Origin of the sequence: Achromobacter sp. K91 (assembly GCF_003576205.1) — a bacterium.
Lineage (GTDB): Bacteria > Pseudomonadota > Gammaproteobacteria > Burkholderiales > Burkholderiaceae_B > Achromobacter > Achromobacter aegrifaciens.
Genome location: NZ_QWFB01000052.1, coordinates 37,007 through 52,631 on the forward strand (window position 1 = coordinate 37,007; position 15,625 = coordinate 52,631).

Annotated in this window: 13 protein-coding genes; 6 read left to right on the forward strand and 7 right to left on the reverse strand. The window is 67.6% G+C overall.

The window, feature by feature from the left end:
* Positions 1-18: 18 nt before the first annotated feature.
* A complete protein-coding gene (locus tag DXK93_RS25050) occupies positions 19-1,707 on the forward strand; it encodes an amidohydrolase (RefSeq protein WP_119451488.1) in 1,689 nt (562 codons plus the stop codon).
* 43 nt (positions 1,708-1,750) lie between these two features.
* On the opposite strand, the gene DXK93_RS25055 is transcribed toward DXK93_RS25050, so the two are convergent.
* The 6 genes from DXK93_RS25055 to DXK93_RS25080 form a co-directional block, all read right to left on the reverse strand.
* Positions 1,751-2,773: a porin gene (locus tag DXK93_RS25055; RefSeq protein WP_119451489.1), complete on the reverse strand. Its 1,023-nt coding sequence runs from the start codon at positions 2,771-2,773 to the stop codon at positions 1,751-1,753.
* A gap of 20 nt (positions 2,774-2,793) precedes the next feature.
* Positions 2,794-3,780 (reverse strand): tripartite tricarboxylate transporter substrate binding protein, encoded by a 987-nt coding sequence (locus tag DXK93_RS25060; protein ID WP_119451490.1) that lies wholly within the window; start codon positions 3,778-3,780, stop codon positions 2,794-2,796.
* 89 nt (positions 3,781-3,869) lie between these two features.
* Positions 3,870-4,859 (reverse strand): zinc-binding alcohol dehydrogenase family protein, encoded by a 990-nt coding sequence (locus tag DXK93_RS25065; protein WP_119451491.1) that lies wholly within the window; start codon positions 4,857-4,859, stop codon positions 3,870-3,872.
* A 91-nt stretch (positions 4,860-4,950) separates the two neighbouring features.
* A complete protein-coding gene (locus DXK93_RS25070) occupies positions 4,951-5,865 on the reverse strand; it encodes a dioxygenase (protein WP_119451492.1) in 915 nt (304 codons plus the stop codon).
* A gap of 47 nt (positions 5,866-5,912) precedes the next feature.
* Positions 5,913-6,941, reverse strand: a complete 1,029-nt coding sequence (locus DXK93_RS25075) for a tripartite tricarboxylate transporter substrate-binding protein (RefSeq protein ID WP_119451493.1) — start codon at positions 6,939-6,941, stop codon at positions 5,913-5,915.
* 72 nt (positions 6,942-7,013) lie between these two features.
* On the reverse strand, positions 7,014-7,544 hold the full coding sequence (locus DXK93_RS25080; protein ID WP_054454462.1) for a cupin: 531 nt from the start codon (positions 7,542-7,544) through the stop codon (positions 7,014-7,016).
* A gap of 162 nt (positions 7,545-7,706) precedes the next feature.
* Between DXK93_RS25080 and DXK93_RS25085 the strand changes: the two genes are divergently transcribed.
* Positions 7,707-8,633, forward strand: coding sequence for a LysR family transcriptional regulator (locus DXK93_RS25085; protein ID WP_054454464.1), 927 nt, complete (start codon positions 7,707-7,709; stop codon positions 8,631-8,633).
* 188 nt (positions 8,634-8,821) lie between these two features.
* Positions 8,822-10,294, forward strand: a complete 1,473-nt coding sequence (locus DXK93_RS25090; protein ID WP_119451494.1) for a hypothetical protein — start codon at positions 8,822-8,824, stop codon at positions 10,292-10,294.
* A 19-nt stretch (positions 10,295-10,313) separates the two neighbouring features.
* Here DXK93_RS25090 and DXK93_RS25095 read toward each other — a convergent pair whose 3' ends face one another.
* Entirely contained in the window at positions 10,314-11,552 is a 1,239-nt protein-coding gene (locus DXK93_RS25095; RefSeq protein ID WP_082401002.1) for an EAL domain-containing protein, read from the reverse strand.
* Between the two features lie 305 nt (positions 11,553-11,857).
* On the opposite strand from DXK93_RS25095, the gene DXK93_RS25100 reads away from it, so the two are divergent.
* The 3 genes from DXK93_RS25100 to DXK93_RS25110 all read left to right on the forward strand — a co-directional run bounded on the left by DXK93_RS25100 (position 11,858) and on the right by DXK93_RS25110 (position 15,558).
* The gene (locus DXK93_RS25100; protein WP_119451495.1) at positions 11,858-12,877 is read left to right on the forward strand and encodes a histone deacetylase family protein; all 1,020 of its coding nucleotides are present in this window, start codon (positions 11,858-11,860) and stop codon (positions 12,875-12,877) included.
* A 262-nt stretch (positions 12,878-13,139) separates the two neighbouring features.
* A complete protein-coding gene (locus DXK93_RS25105) occupies positions 13,140-13,874 on the forward strand; it encodes a FadR/GntR family transcriptional regulator (RefSeq protein ID WP_054454472.1) in 735 nt (244 codons plus the stop codon).
* A gap of 178 nt (positions 13,875-14,052) precedes the next feature.
* The gene (locus DXK93_RS25110; RefSeq protein WP_054454475.1) at positions 14,053-15,558 is read left to right on the forward strand and encodes an ABC transporter substrate-binding protein; all 1,506 of its coding nucleotides are present in this window, start codon (positions 14,053-14,055) and stop codon (positions 15,556-15,558) included.
* Positions 15,559-15,625 lie beyond the last annotated feature (67 nt).

Consider the following 15,625-nt stretch of genomic DNA (forward strand, 5'->3'; position numbering starts at 1 on the left):
GATGACCGGAGACTACACATGAGAAGAACCACGGCGCTCGTCCTCGCATTGGCAGCCGCGCTGCCCTGCGCCGCCCACAGCCGCGACGCCGACCTGGTGCTGCGCAACGGCCAGATCATCACCATGGATCCCGCCGCGCCGCGCGCCACTGCACTCGCGATCCAGGGCGAACGCATCGTGGCGGTGGGCGGGGACGGCGATGTCGAGCAACACGTCGGACCGGCCACGCGCCAGTTGGACCTGCAGGGCCGCACGGTGATACCCGGCCTCATCGACACGCATATCCACGCCATCCGCGGCGGCCAGACCTATGCGTTCGAAACCTACTGGTACGACGCGCCCAGCCTGGCAGACGCGCTGGGTCGGTTAACCCGCGACGCCGCGCAACGCCCGCGCGACCATTGGGTCGCGGTGGTCGGATCCTGGCATCCGCGGCAATTTCGCGAGCGCCGCGCGCCCACCCGCGCCGACCTGGACCAGGCGGTCCCCGGGCATCCCGCCTATGTCCAATACCTGTACGACTACGCCCTGCTCAACAGCCGCGGCATCGAAGCCCTGGGCCTGGACGGCCCGCAGCCGCCGGAACTGCACGGCATCACGGTCGAGCGCGACGCGCAGGGCCGCGCCACCGGCAGGCTGCTGGGCGGCATCGGCCCGTTCAACGCGCTGTTCGCCCGCCTGAGCCATACCGCCGACCGCCCCGCCGGGCTGCAAGCCTTTCTGCGCGCCATGAACGCGCGCGGGCTGACGGGCTTCATCGATCCGTCGGCCGGCGGCGCTGAAGCCTACGAGCCGCTCTACGCGCTGCGCGACCGTGGCGAACTGACCGTGCGCGCGGGTTACCGGATCTCGGCCATGCGCGCGGGCGGCGAGGCGCAATGGTTCCGCGACATCATGGTCTTCCGTCCGCCGCGCCATGACGACGGCAAGCTCGCGTTCCTGGGATTGGGTGAAAACCTGGTATCCGCCATGAACGACGGCGTGCGCATGGGCCCGGGATTCAACCCGCCGGCCGAAGCGCGCCAGGAACTCGCCCGCATCGCCCGCTACGCGGCCGAACGCCGCATCCCGCTGGAGATCCACGCCTACACCGACGATGCCGCCAGCGCCATCCTCGACGTGTTCGAGGAAGTCGGCCGCGACCACGACCTGCGCCCGCTGCGCTGGTCCATCGCCCACCTGAACACCGGCTCGCGCCGCACGCTGGAACGCATGGCGCGTTTGGGGCTGGCCTATACGGTGCAGATGGGTCCGTACTTCGAGGGCGAGGCGATACGCGAGGCCAATCCCAAGGGGGCGGAGCAGGATTCGCCGCCGGTGCGCACGGCGCTGGACCTGGGTCTGCCGGTCGCGGGCGGCACCGATTCGACCCGCATCGGCGTGGCTGGCGTCTGGCAGGCCGTGGAGTACCACGTGCAGGGACGCGCCATCGGCGCCACCGTGCTGCGCGAGCCCGGCGCCTTGCTCACGCGGGAGGAAGCGCTGGCGCTCTACACGCGCCAGGCCGCCTGGCTGGCATTCGACGAAGACGACCGCGGGCAACTGAACGCCGGCAAGCTGGCCGACCTGGCGGTGCTGGACCAGCCCTACCTGACGATGCCGGCGGACCAGATCCACGCCATCAATTCGGTGCTCACGCTGCTGGGCGGCAAGCCGGTGCATGATTCCGGGGTGTTGCCGGCGGCGCCTGCCAAGGCGGTCCAATAAAAAATTGCGGCCCCGCACTGAGCGGGGCCGCAGCGCATCACGCTCAGAACGAGTGGCTGATCCCGACCTGGAAGCCCTTCGAGTTCGCGCCCGGCACGCCTTCCGGCGCGACGTCCCCGGTCACGAAGGCGGCATTGCCCTCGTTCTTGATGAAGGACGCCGCCGTGTACAGCACCGTGCGCTTGCTGAGCGCGTAGGTGTAGCCCAGCGCAAACTGCTGGGCGTCGTCGCCTTCGTACTGCCCGCTCTGGGTGGAACGGGAGTACGACAGCTTCACGTGGCCGCCGCCCACAGGCACCGACGCGCCCGCCAGGGCCACGTGCTGCTTGTCCGACCCGATCTTCTGCCGCAGGTAGTTGGCAAACAGCTTCACCACGCGGAAGTCATAGCTGGCGCCCAGGGTCGCGGTTTCGTAGTGCTCGCCGCCGCCCATGGAGGTCCTGCCGTACGCGGCGGCGACGTTGAGCGGACCAGACTGGTAGCCCAGACGCCCGCCGGCATAGTCGGCGCCGCGCAGGTCTTCTTCGCGCGCATAGTTCAGCTGCCCATAGATCCCGCCGAGTTTCTTCGGCAGGAAGTACGCCACCATGTTGCTGGCGCGCGAGAGCGTGGTGGCGCCCTCCATCCCCAAGGGCCAGCCCTTGATGATGTTGCTGCTGCCGCCCACGCCCACGGTGCCGAAGGGCGAGAACGAGGACACGTTCCAGAACGCCGCGGTGTAGTCCCGCCCCAACCGCAGCTCACCATAGCGCTCGTTGCTGAGGCTGATGGTCGAGCGCCGCGTCCAGTTCAGGCCCTGCGGCCCGCCGCTATTCGGCAGGATCGGCGCTTCCAGCCAGAATCCCACCGAGTTGCCGTTGCCCAGGTTCTCGGTGCCGCGCATGCCGATGCGGCTGGGCAGCATGTAGCCGCCCTGATCCATGCCGATCTTGGACGTGCTGCCCGCGGTGGCGCTGGTCACGTTCAAGTCGATGTGGCCGAACAGCGTCAGCGACGACGATTGCGCCAGCGCCGGCCCTGCCAGCGCACAGGCTCCCAACAGCCCGATTCCTCTAATTATTGACATATTCCCCCCAGCCCCCCGGCTCAATTGCCGACACGTATGCCGGCGCCGCGGATCAGGCTGCCGGTGCTTTCCATTTCCCGGCCGATCAGCTCGGCGAATTGCTGCTGCGGCATGGGCGCGGGCTCAGCCCCCAGGTTGTCGAAGCGCTCGCGCGTGGCGTCCGAGCGGAGCGCCTGTTCGGTGCCGGCATGCAGCTTGGCCAGGACCGCCGGCGGCGTCGCGGCCGGCACGAACATGGCCACCCAGAACAGCTGGTCCACGTCGCGGTAGCCAGCCTCTGCCGTCGTGGGGACGTCCGGCAGCGCGGGCGAACGGTGGTCGGCGCTGATCGCCAGCGCGGTCAGCTTGCCGGCCTTGACCATGGGCAGCGCCAGCGGCAGCGGCAGGAAGAACCAGTCGACCCGCCCGGCGATCACATCGTTGACCGCCTCCGGCGTGCCGCGGTACGGCACGTGGATGGCCTGGATGCCGGTCGCGGCCCTGAACTTTTCGCCCGCGATGTGCGCGCCGCTGCCGCTGCCGGACGAGCCGTAGGTGTATTGGTCGGGTTCGGCGCGGGCGCGCTCCACCAGATCCTTCAGCGACTTGAAGTTGCGCGCGTTCGACGCCACGATCACGTTCGGCATCGAGGCCAGCATGGTCACGGGCGTGAAGTCCTTGAGGGTGTCGTACTTGAGGTTGGCGTAGAGCGACTGGTTGGCCACGTGGGCGGCGGAATGCACCAGCACCGTGTAGCCATCGGCCGCGGCGCCCGCCACCATGGTGGCGCCCAACACGCCGCCTGCGCCCGGCCGGTTCTCCACCACCACCGGCTGACCGAGCGTCTTCTCCAGCTGCTCGGCCACCGTCCTGCCGATGACGTCGGTGGTCGACCCCGCCGTGAACGGCACCACCATTCTGATGGGACGCGCCGGATAGTCCGGCTGGGCCTGCAACGTGGCGCTAAGCCCCACGACGCCGGCCAGGGCCGTCGCGTATTGAAGAAAATGTCTGCGGTGCAGTGTCATGGTTTGTCTCCTTTTATGCTTCTGCTGCGCGAAAAAAAGCCGATCGCCCATGACGGACAGGCGATCGGCCGGATAAAGCGGGTCGCGGATCAGGGCGCGAGGACGGGCCGGTCCTGCGCGCCTTCCAGCACCTTGATGTAGGCCTCGCGGGCTTGCGCCAGCGGCACCACGGCGGCCGGACTGACCGGGAAGGACTGCAGGCTGCCGTCCTCGAAGCCGGGCAACAGCTCGCGGAACACCGCCGCGCAGCGGGCCGAGTCCAGCTTCAGGCTGTCCACGCCGATCAGTTGGAGGTCGCGGCGGTAGAAGGCCTGGATGTCGAAGGGCACGTTGCGGTCTGGCGTGGAAATGACGATTTGCCGGCCGCCCACCTTCAGCGATTCCAGCGCCGCGGCGAAGTACGGCGAGCCCACCGTGTTGTAGGCAATGTCCGCGCCCGTCTGGCTGGTCAGCTCCATGACACGCTGGGCGATCCCGTCGCGGCTGCCATCGATGACCGACACGCCTGAAACCGCATGGCCGACGTAGCCTTCGCCGCCGCGCTCCACCCCGATCACCCGGGCGCCGGCGCGGCTGGCCAGCTGGATGGCGGCCTGCCCGACCTTGCCGTTCGAGCCGAACACCACCACCGTCTGGCCCGGGCCAGACAGGCCGGCGCGGCGCAGCCCTTCATAGGCGGTGACAAACGGCACGCCCGCCATGGCGGCGCTGGCCGCGGCGATGTGGGCAGGCCTGCGCACCAAGGCGGCCACAGGCAGCACCAGGTAGCGCGCGTGGGTCCCGTCGCGCGTAATGCCCAGGTCGCCGCCCGTGCCCCACACCTCCTGCCCCATCCATTCCGCGGGTCCGGCTATCACCTTGCCCGCGTAGTCGCGTCCGGGCGTGCGCGGCCAGATCGCGTAAGGCATCATGCCCATCGCCGCCTTGACGTCGCTGGGATTGATCCCGGCCGCGCTGACTTCGACCACGGCATGGCCTTCCGGCGCCTGCGGCACGGAGATGTCGACCAGGGCCGGCCGCAGCTCGGCGACGGTGGAAACGCGTTCGATCACGCGCAGGGCTTGGATTTTCTTGCTCATGTCTGTCTCTGGTTCTGGTTGTTGCGGGCAAAGGCTGCCCAAGGCGCGGCAAGCCGCGCCGGGATTGAGGTCGAAAGCGGGGAAAGCCGGATCAGGAAAGCGGCGGCTTGGGCATGCGCGTTTCGCCCGGCTCGAGCTTGAGCTCCACGTCCAGGCGGTAGGTGCCGTCGCCCGTCGCTTCGAACTTCCGCAGCAGCGACCCCACCGCGCCGAATGCCGCATCGCTATACGCGTAGGCGTCGTTGGCGTCGAAGATCTGGGTGGTCAACACCTTGTGGCCGGGCGCCGAGGCGATGAAGTGCAGGTGCGCGGGCCGCATGTGGTTGCGCTGCTGCAGCGCCAGCAGGTCGCCGCAGGGGCCGTCGATGGGCACGCCGTAGCCGGCGGGCTTGACGCTGTCGAACCAGAAGCGGCCGTCCGCGTCAGTCATGAACACGGCCCGCAGGTTCATGTCTTCCTGCTCGGGATCCTGGTTTTCGTACAGGCCGCTGGGCGCGGCCTGCCAGGTTTCCAGGCGCGCGCCGGCCAGCGGCTGGCCATCCAGCGTGCAGATGCGCCCCGTCACCAGCAGCCGATCGCCAGTCGTATCCTCGGTGGCGATCTTGGAACCGTTTTCGAGTACGGGCTGGTTGGCGCGCCAGAACGGCCCGATCAGCGCGGGCTCCGTGCCGCCGGCCTCCAGCACGCCCTCGGCGTCCATCAACAGGACCAGCGTGGCCACGCCCAGGATGTCGGCCAGCAGGATGCCTTCGTGCCGCAGCGGATTGGTGGCCTGGCCCACTCGCACCATGAAGTCCAGGCCCTGGTGCAGTTCCTCGTAGCTCAGTTTCACGTCCGCCGCAAACGCGTGCAGGTGGCGGATCAGGGAATCAAGAACCTCGCGGGTGCGCGGATCCGTGGCCTGGTTGGCCGCAAGAACGGCTTGCAGCAATGCTTGCGGCGTGGCGGGTATGGCGCGCTGTTCGCCGGCGGCGCGCGTGTCCGCGCAGGAATTGGCATGACTCATAAACATTCAACCCTGTAGTCTGACTAATGAAATTTGCGTGCCGCGCTTCAGTCGGCGCTTATTCCCGCCTGGGCCGCCACGGCAGCCCATTGCGGGACCTCCTGCGCCACCCTGGCCTTCAGCGCCGCTGAAGAACTGGCGATGACGCGAAATCCGAGCCCGTCGAGCTGCCTGCGCACCGGCTCCTTGCCCAGCGCTTCGGCCACCGCCTTGTTGATGCGTTCGACCGTGGTGGCCGGCGTGCCCGCCGGGGCGAACAGCGCCTGCATGGTTTCCGAGCGGAAATCGGCGAAGCCGGCTTGCGCGATCGTCGGCACGCCGGAAAGCGCCGGCCAGCGCTCTTCCCCGCCCACGGCCAAGGCCCTGAGCCGGCCGTCGGCGAGAAACGCCTGCGCCGCGGGCAGCGCGGCAAAGGCGCAGTCGACCTGGCCTCCCAGCGCCGCCAGCACTGCGGGCGCCGCGCCCGAGTACGGGACGTGCAAAGCCTTGACACCCGCGCGCCGCCACAGCAGTTCGGCAGCCAGATGCACGCTGTTGCCGTTGCCCGGCGTGGCGTACGTGAGCGTGCCGGGATCCCGGGCGGCAGCGTCCAGCAGATCCTTGAGCGTGGCCATGCGGCTTTCGGCGCGGACCACGATGACGTCCGGGGAACTCACCGCCAGGCTCACCGGCGCGAAGTCGCGCACCGGATCGTAGGCGGGCCGTTCTGCGGCGATGGCAGGATTCGTGACGAACGAGGACGACACCAGCAGCAGCGTGCCGCCGTCCGCCTGCGCCCGGGCGACCGAGGCCACGCCGATATTGCCGCCTGCGCCTGGGCGGTTCTCCACGATCACGCTCTGCCCCAGATAGGCCGGCAGCTGCGCGGCCAGCAGGCGCGCGACGATGTCCGTGGAGCCTCCGGGGGCGAACGGCACCACCAGGCGCACCGGCGTGCGCGAACTCCTGCCGAAGAACGGAACGAGCTGCTTGGCCTGGCCCATCGCAGGCACCGCGCAAAGCGCGCCCGTACAGGCGACGGCCCGCAACACGCGTCTTCTTGCAATCAGCCGGGATACGCCATAGTCATCGCTCATTCCATGTCTCCTCTGTTGTTCTCTTTGTTATCGATGGCGCCGCACCTGGCCGGCGCAGGCCATCGTCCGGCATCAGCTTTCCGCTTTCTCTTTCAGGAAGCCGTCGGTGCCGTAGACCAGGCCGGTGTTCTCGGCGGCGCGCACCACGTCGGGATGCCAGGCGATGCGCCCGCATTCCTCGTCGGTGCCGCCGACGACGGAATAGACGACCAGGGCATGCGGGTTGGGATTGCGGAATCCGCGCATCACGCCGATGGGGCAGGAAATCACGTCCCACTGGTTCAGCATCACCGAGTGCTCGCCCTTCTCGCCCCAGATCACTTCCATCTGGCCGTTCAGAGGGCAGAAGACTTCCTCGGTCTTGTGCGCATGCAGGCTGGCGCCCTGCCCCACGGGAATTTCGATGAAGGTCACGCCAAAGCGGTGGTTGCCGGGGATGGCTGGCTCCACGCCTTTGTTCTCCAGCACGCCGCGGTTCATGATCTTGTAGATGTTCTTCTTCATGCCGGGCAGGCGGCTTTCGATGAAGGTCTCGCGGTAGGGTTCGACCTTGCCCCAGCGCGCGATGCGGGTGGCTTCCATTTCCTGAGCATTGATATCCATGTCATTCCTTTTTCTGATGAGCTTTAAAGAGAGAGGTGCTGCGGCTTTTCTCGCGGCTGATGCAAGTTAAAGCTCACCCCGATGCAGCGTCCACTACCATTTTCTTACCGCTCCCATATAATTTTGTTATGACTCAATCCGCCACATAGGGCTGCTACGGAAATGGATCTGCGGCAACTTCGCTACTTTGTCGTTCTGGCCAACCAGGGGCATTTCGGCCGCGCCGCAAGCGTCCTGCATGTGGCGCAGCCCGCGCTTACGCGCCAGATCCAGCTGCTGGAAGAAGAGCTCGGCGTCCAGCTCTTCGTGCGCCATTCGCGCGGCGCGTCGCCCACCGAAGAAGCCGCCTTCCTGCTGGAACGCGCTTCTTTCCTGCTGCGCTACGCCGAACAGCTCAAGCAGGACATGTCTGCCCTGCAACGCCATCCCAGCGGCCCCGTCGTCATCGGTCTTTCTCCCGGACTCGCAATGACGCTGGCCGTGCCCCTGACTCGCGCCGTGCAGGAACAGCTCCCCGAAGTCCGGCTGCGCTTCGTTCAAGCCTTCTCTCCCACGCTGCACGAAATGCTGCTCAAGGGCCAGGTGGACCTGGCCATGCTCAACGGTCCGGTTCCCGTCGCCAACCTGCTCACCTATCCCTTCCTGACCGAAGGCATGTGCCTCATCGGACCGCCCTCACATCGCAAGGCCCGGCCCGCGCGGATCGGCGTGCGCGACCTGGCCGAGCTGCCGCTGGTGATGACCGGCCTGGCCAAGTCCGGCGTGCGGCTCGAGCTCGAGGCCCAGGCGGCGCACGCCGGGGTGCATCTGAATCCGGTGGTGGAAGTCGAAACCATGGAAGTCGCCAAGCGCCTCATAAAGGAAAAGGTCGGCGTGACCGTGCACTTCGCCGCAACCGTGCTGGAAGACATCGAGGCAGGCCGCCTGTCCGCCCAGCCCATCGACGGCCTCAGCCTGCGCCGCATCCTGGCCCACCCTTCGGATCGGCCGGCCTCGCGCGCCACCAAGGCGGCGGTCGAGATCCTGCGCCAGGTAGCGCGCGAGCTGGTGGCGACGAAGCGCTGGCCCCACGCCACGCTGGACTTCTGAACCCGCCCCCGCAGGTTGCGGCATTTTTATCATCGTCCCGCGTTCCAGACGCGGGACGCAGCGTACGGTTGCCGCGCCTTCCAAAAGACCCCGCGATCGGGCAGGCATGAACCGCCGCGGCGCGGCTCTCGGCATACACTGCTACGCGCCAAGCCTGTCCCGGACCCCGCCATGCACACGCTCAATCCATGATGTACCTACTGTGGTCGCTACCCGCCCTGGCCGTCATCGGCGCCATCGCCAGCGGACGCCTGAACACCACGGCCGCCGCCTTGCTGGGCCTGCTGGCCGCCGTGCCCATCGCCCTGTATGCGGCGCCCGCCTCCTTCACCACCGGCCAGCTCGGGGTGGCGCTGGAACGCGGCCTCTGGATAGGCGGGATCATCACGCCGTACATCCTGGGCGGGCTGCTGTTCTGGAACATGGCGGCACAAGGACGCGCGCCGCACGCGGCGGCGGACGGCGCAAACACCGCACTGGCCCATCCGCTGGCGCGCCGCCGGCTGCTGTTCTTTGCCTGTTTCCTGGTCGGCCCTTTCGCCGAAGCGGCCACCGGCTTCGGCGTGGGCATGCTGGGAACGGTGCTGCTGATCCGGCCTTTGAATTTGAAGCCGCGCGAAACCATGGTGTTCGCGCTGCTGAGCCAGACCCTGATCCCTTGGGGCGCCATGGGCAGCGGCACGCTGCTGGCGTCGGCCTATGCGCGCGTCCCGGCCACGGAGCTGGCGCTGTACGGCATGGCGCCGGTCGCCTTGCTGACGGTATTGTGGATGCTGCTGTACTGGCGCACCGCCAGGCGCGCAGGCTTGCGCGCTGAACCCGCGGAGCATGTGCGCGAAGCCGTCTGGATGATCGCGAGCCTGGCCGCCCTGAGCGCCGCGACAGCGCTATTGGGACCGGAAACCGCGCTGCTGTCGGCCTACGGCCCGCTCATCGTGCTGCGCTTCCTGCTGGACCGTCGGCCCGACCGGCCCCGGATGATGGCGGCGGCGCGCAAGGCGCTGCCCTATATCCTGATGATTGCTTGGCTGGTGGCCACGCGCTTGCTGCCAGGCTTGAACGGCGGCCTGGCCGGACTGGCTGCGTTCAAGCCGTTCCCGGACCTGCCCGGCTGGATGCCGCTGCTGCATGCCGGCAGTTGGCTGATCGTGGGCGCCGTGCTCATGGCCGCCATTTGCCGCCAGCGCGACCTGCTCGCGACGCAGGCGCGCGCGGCCTGGACCACGGGACGGCACGCGGTGTACTCCGTGTTCCTGTTCGCCATGATGGCCGAAGTCCTGGCCGGCGCCGGCATCTCGCAAGCGTATGCCGACGGCCTGTTCGCCAGCCTGAAGGACTGGACCATATTGATCACGCCGCTGCTGGCCGGCGTATTCGGCATCCTGGCCAACAGCGGCAACGCGCCCAACAGCCTCTTCATGCCTGCGCAACTGTCGCTGGCCTTGAATGCGGGCCTGAGCGTGCCGGCTGCGGCCGCGCTGCTGCATGTGTCGGGCACGTCGATGGGAATTTTTTCACCGGTGCGGATGTCGATCGCGGCTGGCCTGGCGCATGGCCGCGGCGAAGAGCGCGGCGTGTATGTGCAGTTGCTGCCCTACGCGCTGGCGGCGTTCGGACTGCTGCTGTGCCTGGCAGTGCTGGTGGTGCTGGCGGGAGCGTAAGCCACGCCGGCGCCGAGCCTCAGGCATTTGCGCACTGCGTCAGGGAGCCATGGCCGATTGCGTCCTGGCTTTGTGCGTATTGGCCAAACGCGTCCAGCGGCATGGGCCGCCCATGGTAGTAGCCCTGGGTCACCTGCACGCCCAATGCGCGCACCATCTCGTGCTCTTCCCTGGTTTCGATGCCCTCGGCGACCACCGTCATGTCCAGCGATCGCGCCATCTCGACGGTGCATGCCAGGATGCTTTGGGCATAACCCAACCGGCCGGCGCTGGCGATCAGGCCGCGGTCGATCTTGAGTTCATCGAAGGGCGCGCAAAGCAGCCGGTCGAGCGACGAGTCGCCGGTGCCGAAATCATCGATTGCGCAACTGAACCCTCGCAGACGCAGTTGCGTGATGGCGCCGGCCAGCGCCCCATTGGAACGCGCGCCGCCGTCCTCGGTGATTTCGATGACGATGCGGGCCGGGTCCACGCTGGCGTGCACGGCGCGGTCGGCGACGTCCTGGGCCCAGGATATCGAACTGGCGACTGCCGCCGGCACATTGATGCTGATGATTCGATCGGGCCTATTGCCAAGTGCGCGCTGCGCCTCAAAGGCACGCTCCAGCATATAGTCGGTAAACGGCTCCAGCAGGGCAGCGGATTCGAAGGCCGGCAGAAAGGCAGCGGGGGAAACCGCGACGCCCTCGCTGCGGATCCAGCGAGCCAGCATTTCGGCACCGCGCAGCTCGCCCGTCGACGCGCAATGCTGTGGCTGAAAATAGGCAACGATCTCCCGCCGCGCCAGGGCGGCGCGCAGGCGAGACCGGCTCAAACCGCTCCGCATATCGCCGTGGCCCTGCGTCGCCACGCGGATGACGGCCGGCTCGTCCGCAAACACCGCGCCGAGCAGCGACTCGATCGTCGAAATCAGGCGGGCCGCTTGCAGCGGTTTGCCCAGCGCGGCGATGATGGGTACGCCGCGGTCCCTGGCGTACGTCGCCGCCGCCTGCAGGATGCGGGAAGGATAGTTGCTGGCAATCGCGATGCCGCCGCAACCTCCAACTTCGGCCAACGCATCGATCATCTGCAACCCGGTGCGGTCGGCCATGTCCAGATCGACGATGACCAGGTCCCATTGCCGCCGCCGGATCGACGCCAGGGCCGACGCGCCGTCATGCGCCGCGTCCACCTCCGCCACGCCGATCTGCGCCAGCATCCTCACGAGCGAGCAACATTGGAGTTCGTCTTGATCTACAACCAGGGCGGATTTGAGCATGGTGCTCCCGATGAGCGTAGGGGCCTGGAGCTCCGCCGTCCAGCAATGAAAGCTGGCGACAGAGGCGGCAGATTGCCGACGAATTCATTGTTCCACCGGCCACCACGAACGGAAATCAGCCCAGTCCTATTTTGCTGAGTGCAAGCGCAAGAGACGCGCGGCAACGCGGTCGGCCATTCCGTTGCAGGCAACGCCATGCTGCTTTCGCTTGCGCGGCGGCCGGCGTATAACGTCGTCTTGGCCGCCTGCCCGGGACGACAGACCCGGCCGGCGTCGCGTCAACCCGCAACCAGGTGTCACCCCGCATGAAGGCATACTTCCACGACGACCAGAAACTGCACCATCCGCAGACCTATTTCTCGCGCGGCAAGATGCGCACGCCCCAGGAAGTGCCATCGCGCCTGGACGCGTTGGCCGAGGCCGCGCGCAAACTGGGCTTTGACGTGCAGGCGCCGCCCGACCAGGGCGCGGGCGCGATCTCGGCGGTCCACACGCTGGACTACCTGCGTTTCCTGCAAGGGGCGCACTCCGCCTGGAAGCAATTGCCCGACGACTGGGGCGACGAGGTCGTCTCCAACGTCTTCGTGCGCCAACCCAACGCCTTGCGCGGCGTGCTGGCCCAGGCCGCGCGTTACCTGGCCGACGGCAGCTGCCCGGTCGGCCAGCACACCTGGCACTCTGCCTACTGGTCGGCGCAATGCGCCATCGCCGGCGCCGATGCGCTGTTGGCGGGCGAGCGCCACGCCTACGCCATCTGCCGTCCGCCCGGACATCACGCGCGGCGCGACGCGGCCGGCGGCTTCTGCTACCTGAACAACGCCGCGATCGCCGCGCAGCGCCTGACCTCGCGCTTTCCGCGCGTGGCGATCCTGGACACCGACATGCACCACGGCCAGGGCATCCAGGAGATCTTCTACGAACGCAGCGACGTCCTGTACGTGTCCATCCACGGCGATCCCGAGAACTTCTATCCCGTCGTCGCGGGCTACGAGGACGAGCGCGGCGCCGGCCCGGGCTACGGCTACAACATCAACCTGCCCATGCCCCATGGCTCGCCGGAATCGGTGTTCTTCGACAAGCTGGGAGAGGCGCGCCGCGCCATCGAACTGTTCCAACCCGACGCCCTGGTGCTGTCGCTGGGCTTCGACATCTTCGAGAAGGACCCGCAGGCCATGGTCGCCGTCAGCGAAAACGGCTTCGAACGCCTGGGCCGGGAAGTCGGCGGCCTGGCGCTGCCCACCCTGATCGTGCAAGAGGGCGGCTATTACATCGAAGGCCTGGAATCGAACGCCTCGCGCTTCTTCGGCGGACTGGCTTCGGGCTGACCCCGCGCGCCGCCGGCGTCCCGCCGCGGACGCCGGCCGCAAGTCCGCTGCCGTGGCGCAAAAGCCGCGCTAGTGGTTTTCCCTAGAAATGGAAAAGCCCGGTTCACAAGCCGGGGCGCCTCCGGTACATTTCGTCCAGTGGCCTGACCACTGGGCCACCAGATATCCAGGCACCCTCGGTGATCGCCCGGGGGGGCACGCAAGACAAAGCCCGGGCAGACCCATTACCCTCTACATCCCGACCATTCATCCAAACGCAACAATGACCTCTCTCCAGGCCGTCGCCTCCACCCGCCTCTACCGCATGATTGCCGACCAGATCGCCGCGCGCATCAAGGCGGGCGACTTCCCCGCGGGCGGGCGGCTGCCGGCAGAGCGCGAACTGGCTGAACAGTTGCAGGTCAGCCGCGCCTCGGTGCGCGAGGCGCTGATCGCGCTGGAAATCGAAGGCTATGTGGAAGTGCGCGTAGGCACGGGCGTGTTCGTGAACCCGGCGCGCGAAGACGGCCAGTACCTGTCGCCGCAGCAGGCGCCGGTTGCCGCCAACGGCGTCGAAGCCACCGACATCGGCCCCTTCGACCTGCTGGAAACCCGTTTGCTGCTGGAACCCGAGTGCGCGGCCCTGGCGGCGCAGAAGGCATCGCCCGCCCAGATCGCGGCGATCCGCGCCGCGCACGAAGGCATGTCCCTGACCGAATCGCCCAGCGTGCACGACCGCGCCTTCCACAGCGCGATCGGCGCGGCCTGCGGCAACGCCGCCCTGGCGGCGGCAATTTCCCATATCTGGCACCTCAGCACGCTGAGTCCCGTATTCAACCGTCTTGAAGAGCACTTCGTGACCACCAAGGTGTGGAGCGAAGCCCAGCAGGAACACGAACGCATCCTCGCGGCCATTTCCGACCGCGATCCCATCCGCGCGCGCCACGCCATGCACGACCACCTGGTCGGCATCCTGGCCCGCCTGCGGGAAGACTTCGGCAGCGCTGGGATCCGATGATTTGATGAACGCCTGAACCCCGGCCTGAACGCCAGGCCCCTCCCCTTACCGACGGAACAAGCACCGCCGGCGCAGAACGCGCCGCCTGCGGCAAGGGGAGCGGCTTGCCCGCCGATACGCAAACAGCAGTTCCGCAGTACCCGTAAGTCCCATACCTAAAACACATCAAGGTGAAAACATGCAGCTGACCCGTACCGTGAAGCTTTTGAGCGCGGCGCTATTGGCGCTTGGCGCCCATGCCGCCCAGGCCAACAAGGCTGACAACTCCCTCAACATCGCGTTCGACGCGGCGCCCGCCACGCTGGACGCCTACAAGGAATCGGACCGTCCCGGCCTGGCGCTGGCGCGCATGGTGTTCTCGGGACTGCTGCAGAAGAACCAGGACACGGGCGAATTCGGTCCGGCCATCGCCACCGGCTACAAGTTCGTGGACGACACCACGATCGAACTGCCCATCCGCAAGGACGTGAAGTTCCATGACGGCTCGTTGCTCACCATCGACGACGTGCTGTACACCCTGAACCTGGTGTCATCCGAAGGCTACAAGGCGCGCTTCCAGAACCAGGTGGCCTGGATCGCCAAGGCCGAAAAGGCTTCCGACGATACCGTCCGCATCAAGATGAAGACGCCGTACCCGCTGGCGCTGGAAATGCTGTCGGAAAACCTGCCGATCTATCCGCGCAAGTACTACGAGGCCAACCAGTCCGACATGGGCGCCAAGCCCATCGGCACCGGCCCCTACCGCCTGGTGGAAAGCCAGCCCGGCAGCCGCTACGTGTACGAGCGCTTCGAGGACTACTTCGGCCCCAAGCCCGCCGTGCAGAAGCTCGTGGTGCGCGTGCTGCCGGACGCCAATACCCAATACGCCGAGATGTTGTCCGGCGGCCTGGACTGGATCTGGCGCGTACCGCCGGACGTGGCCAAGCGCATGGAAAAGCAGCCGGCCGTCACAGTCAAGAGCAGCAGCATCATGCGCATCAGCTACATCTCGCTGAACCCGCGCGCTGACGACGGCAAGTCGCCGCTGGCCAAGCAGGAAGTGCGCCAGGCGATCAACTACGCCATCGACCGCGAAGCCATCCGCAAGGCCCTGGTAGGCGGCGCCTCCAAGGTGATCAACGCGGCCTGCAACCCGGCGCAGTTCGGCTGCGCCGCTGACGTGCAGTCCTACAAGTTCGACCCCGCCCGCGCCAAGCAGCTGCTGGCCCAGGCCGGCTACCCCAACGGCGTGACGCTGGACCTGGTGATCTCTGCCCCGCCGCGCGCCATCCTGGACGCCGCCGCCGCGCAGATGGCGCAGGCCGGCATCAAGCTGAACCTGGTCGAACAGCAGTACGGCACCGCCATGACCAACTGGCGCGAAGGCAAGATCGCCATGCTGTCGTCCAACTGGGGCTCCTACGGCATCGCCGACGCGGCGCTGTCGACCAGCAACTTCTTCCGCGGCGGTCCGGACGACCAGGCGCGCAACCCGGAAGTCATCAAGTACCTGGAAACCGCCGACACCTCCGTGGACCGCGAGCTGCGCGCCAAGAACTACGCCGCCGCCCAGAAGATCGTGGCCGAACAGGCCTACTGGGTGCCGCTGTGGAACCACTCGCTCAACGCGGTGCAGTCCAAGGACCTGAACTTCTCGGTCGACGGCGACGAGTTCCCGCGTTTCTACAAGGCCCGCTGGAACTGACCGGCGCCGCCGGCGCGGCCCCGTTCCCACGCCCGGCCGGGCGGGAGCGGCGGCCTCTCCGGCGCAT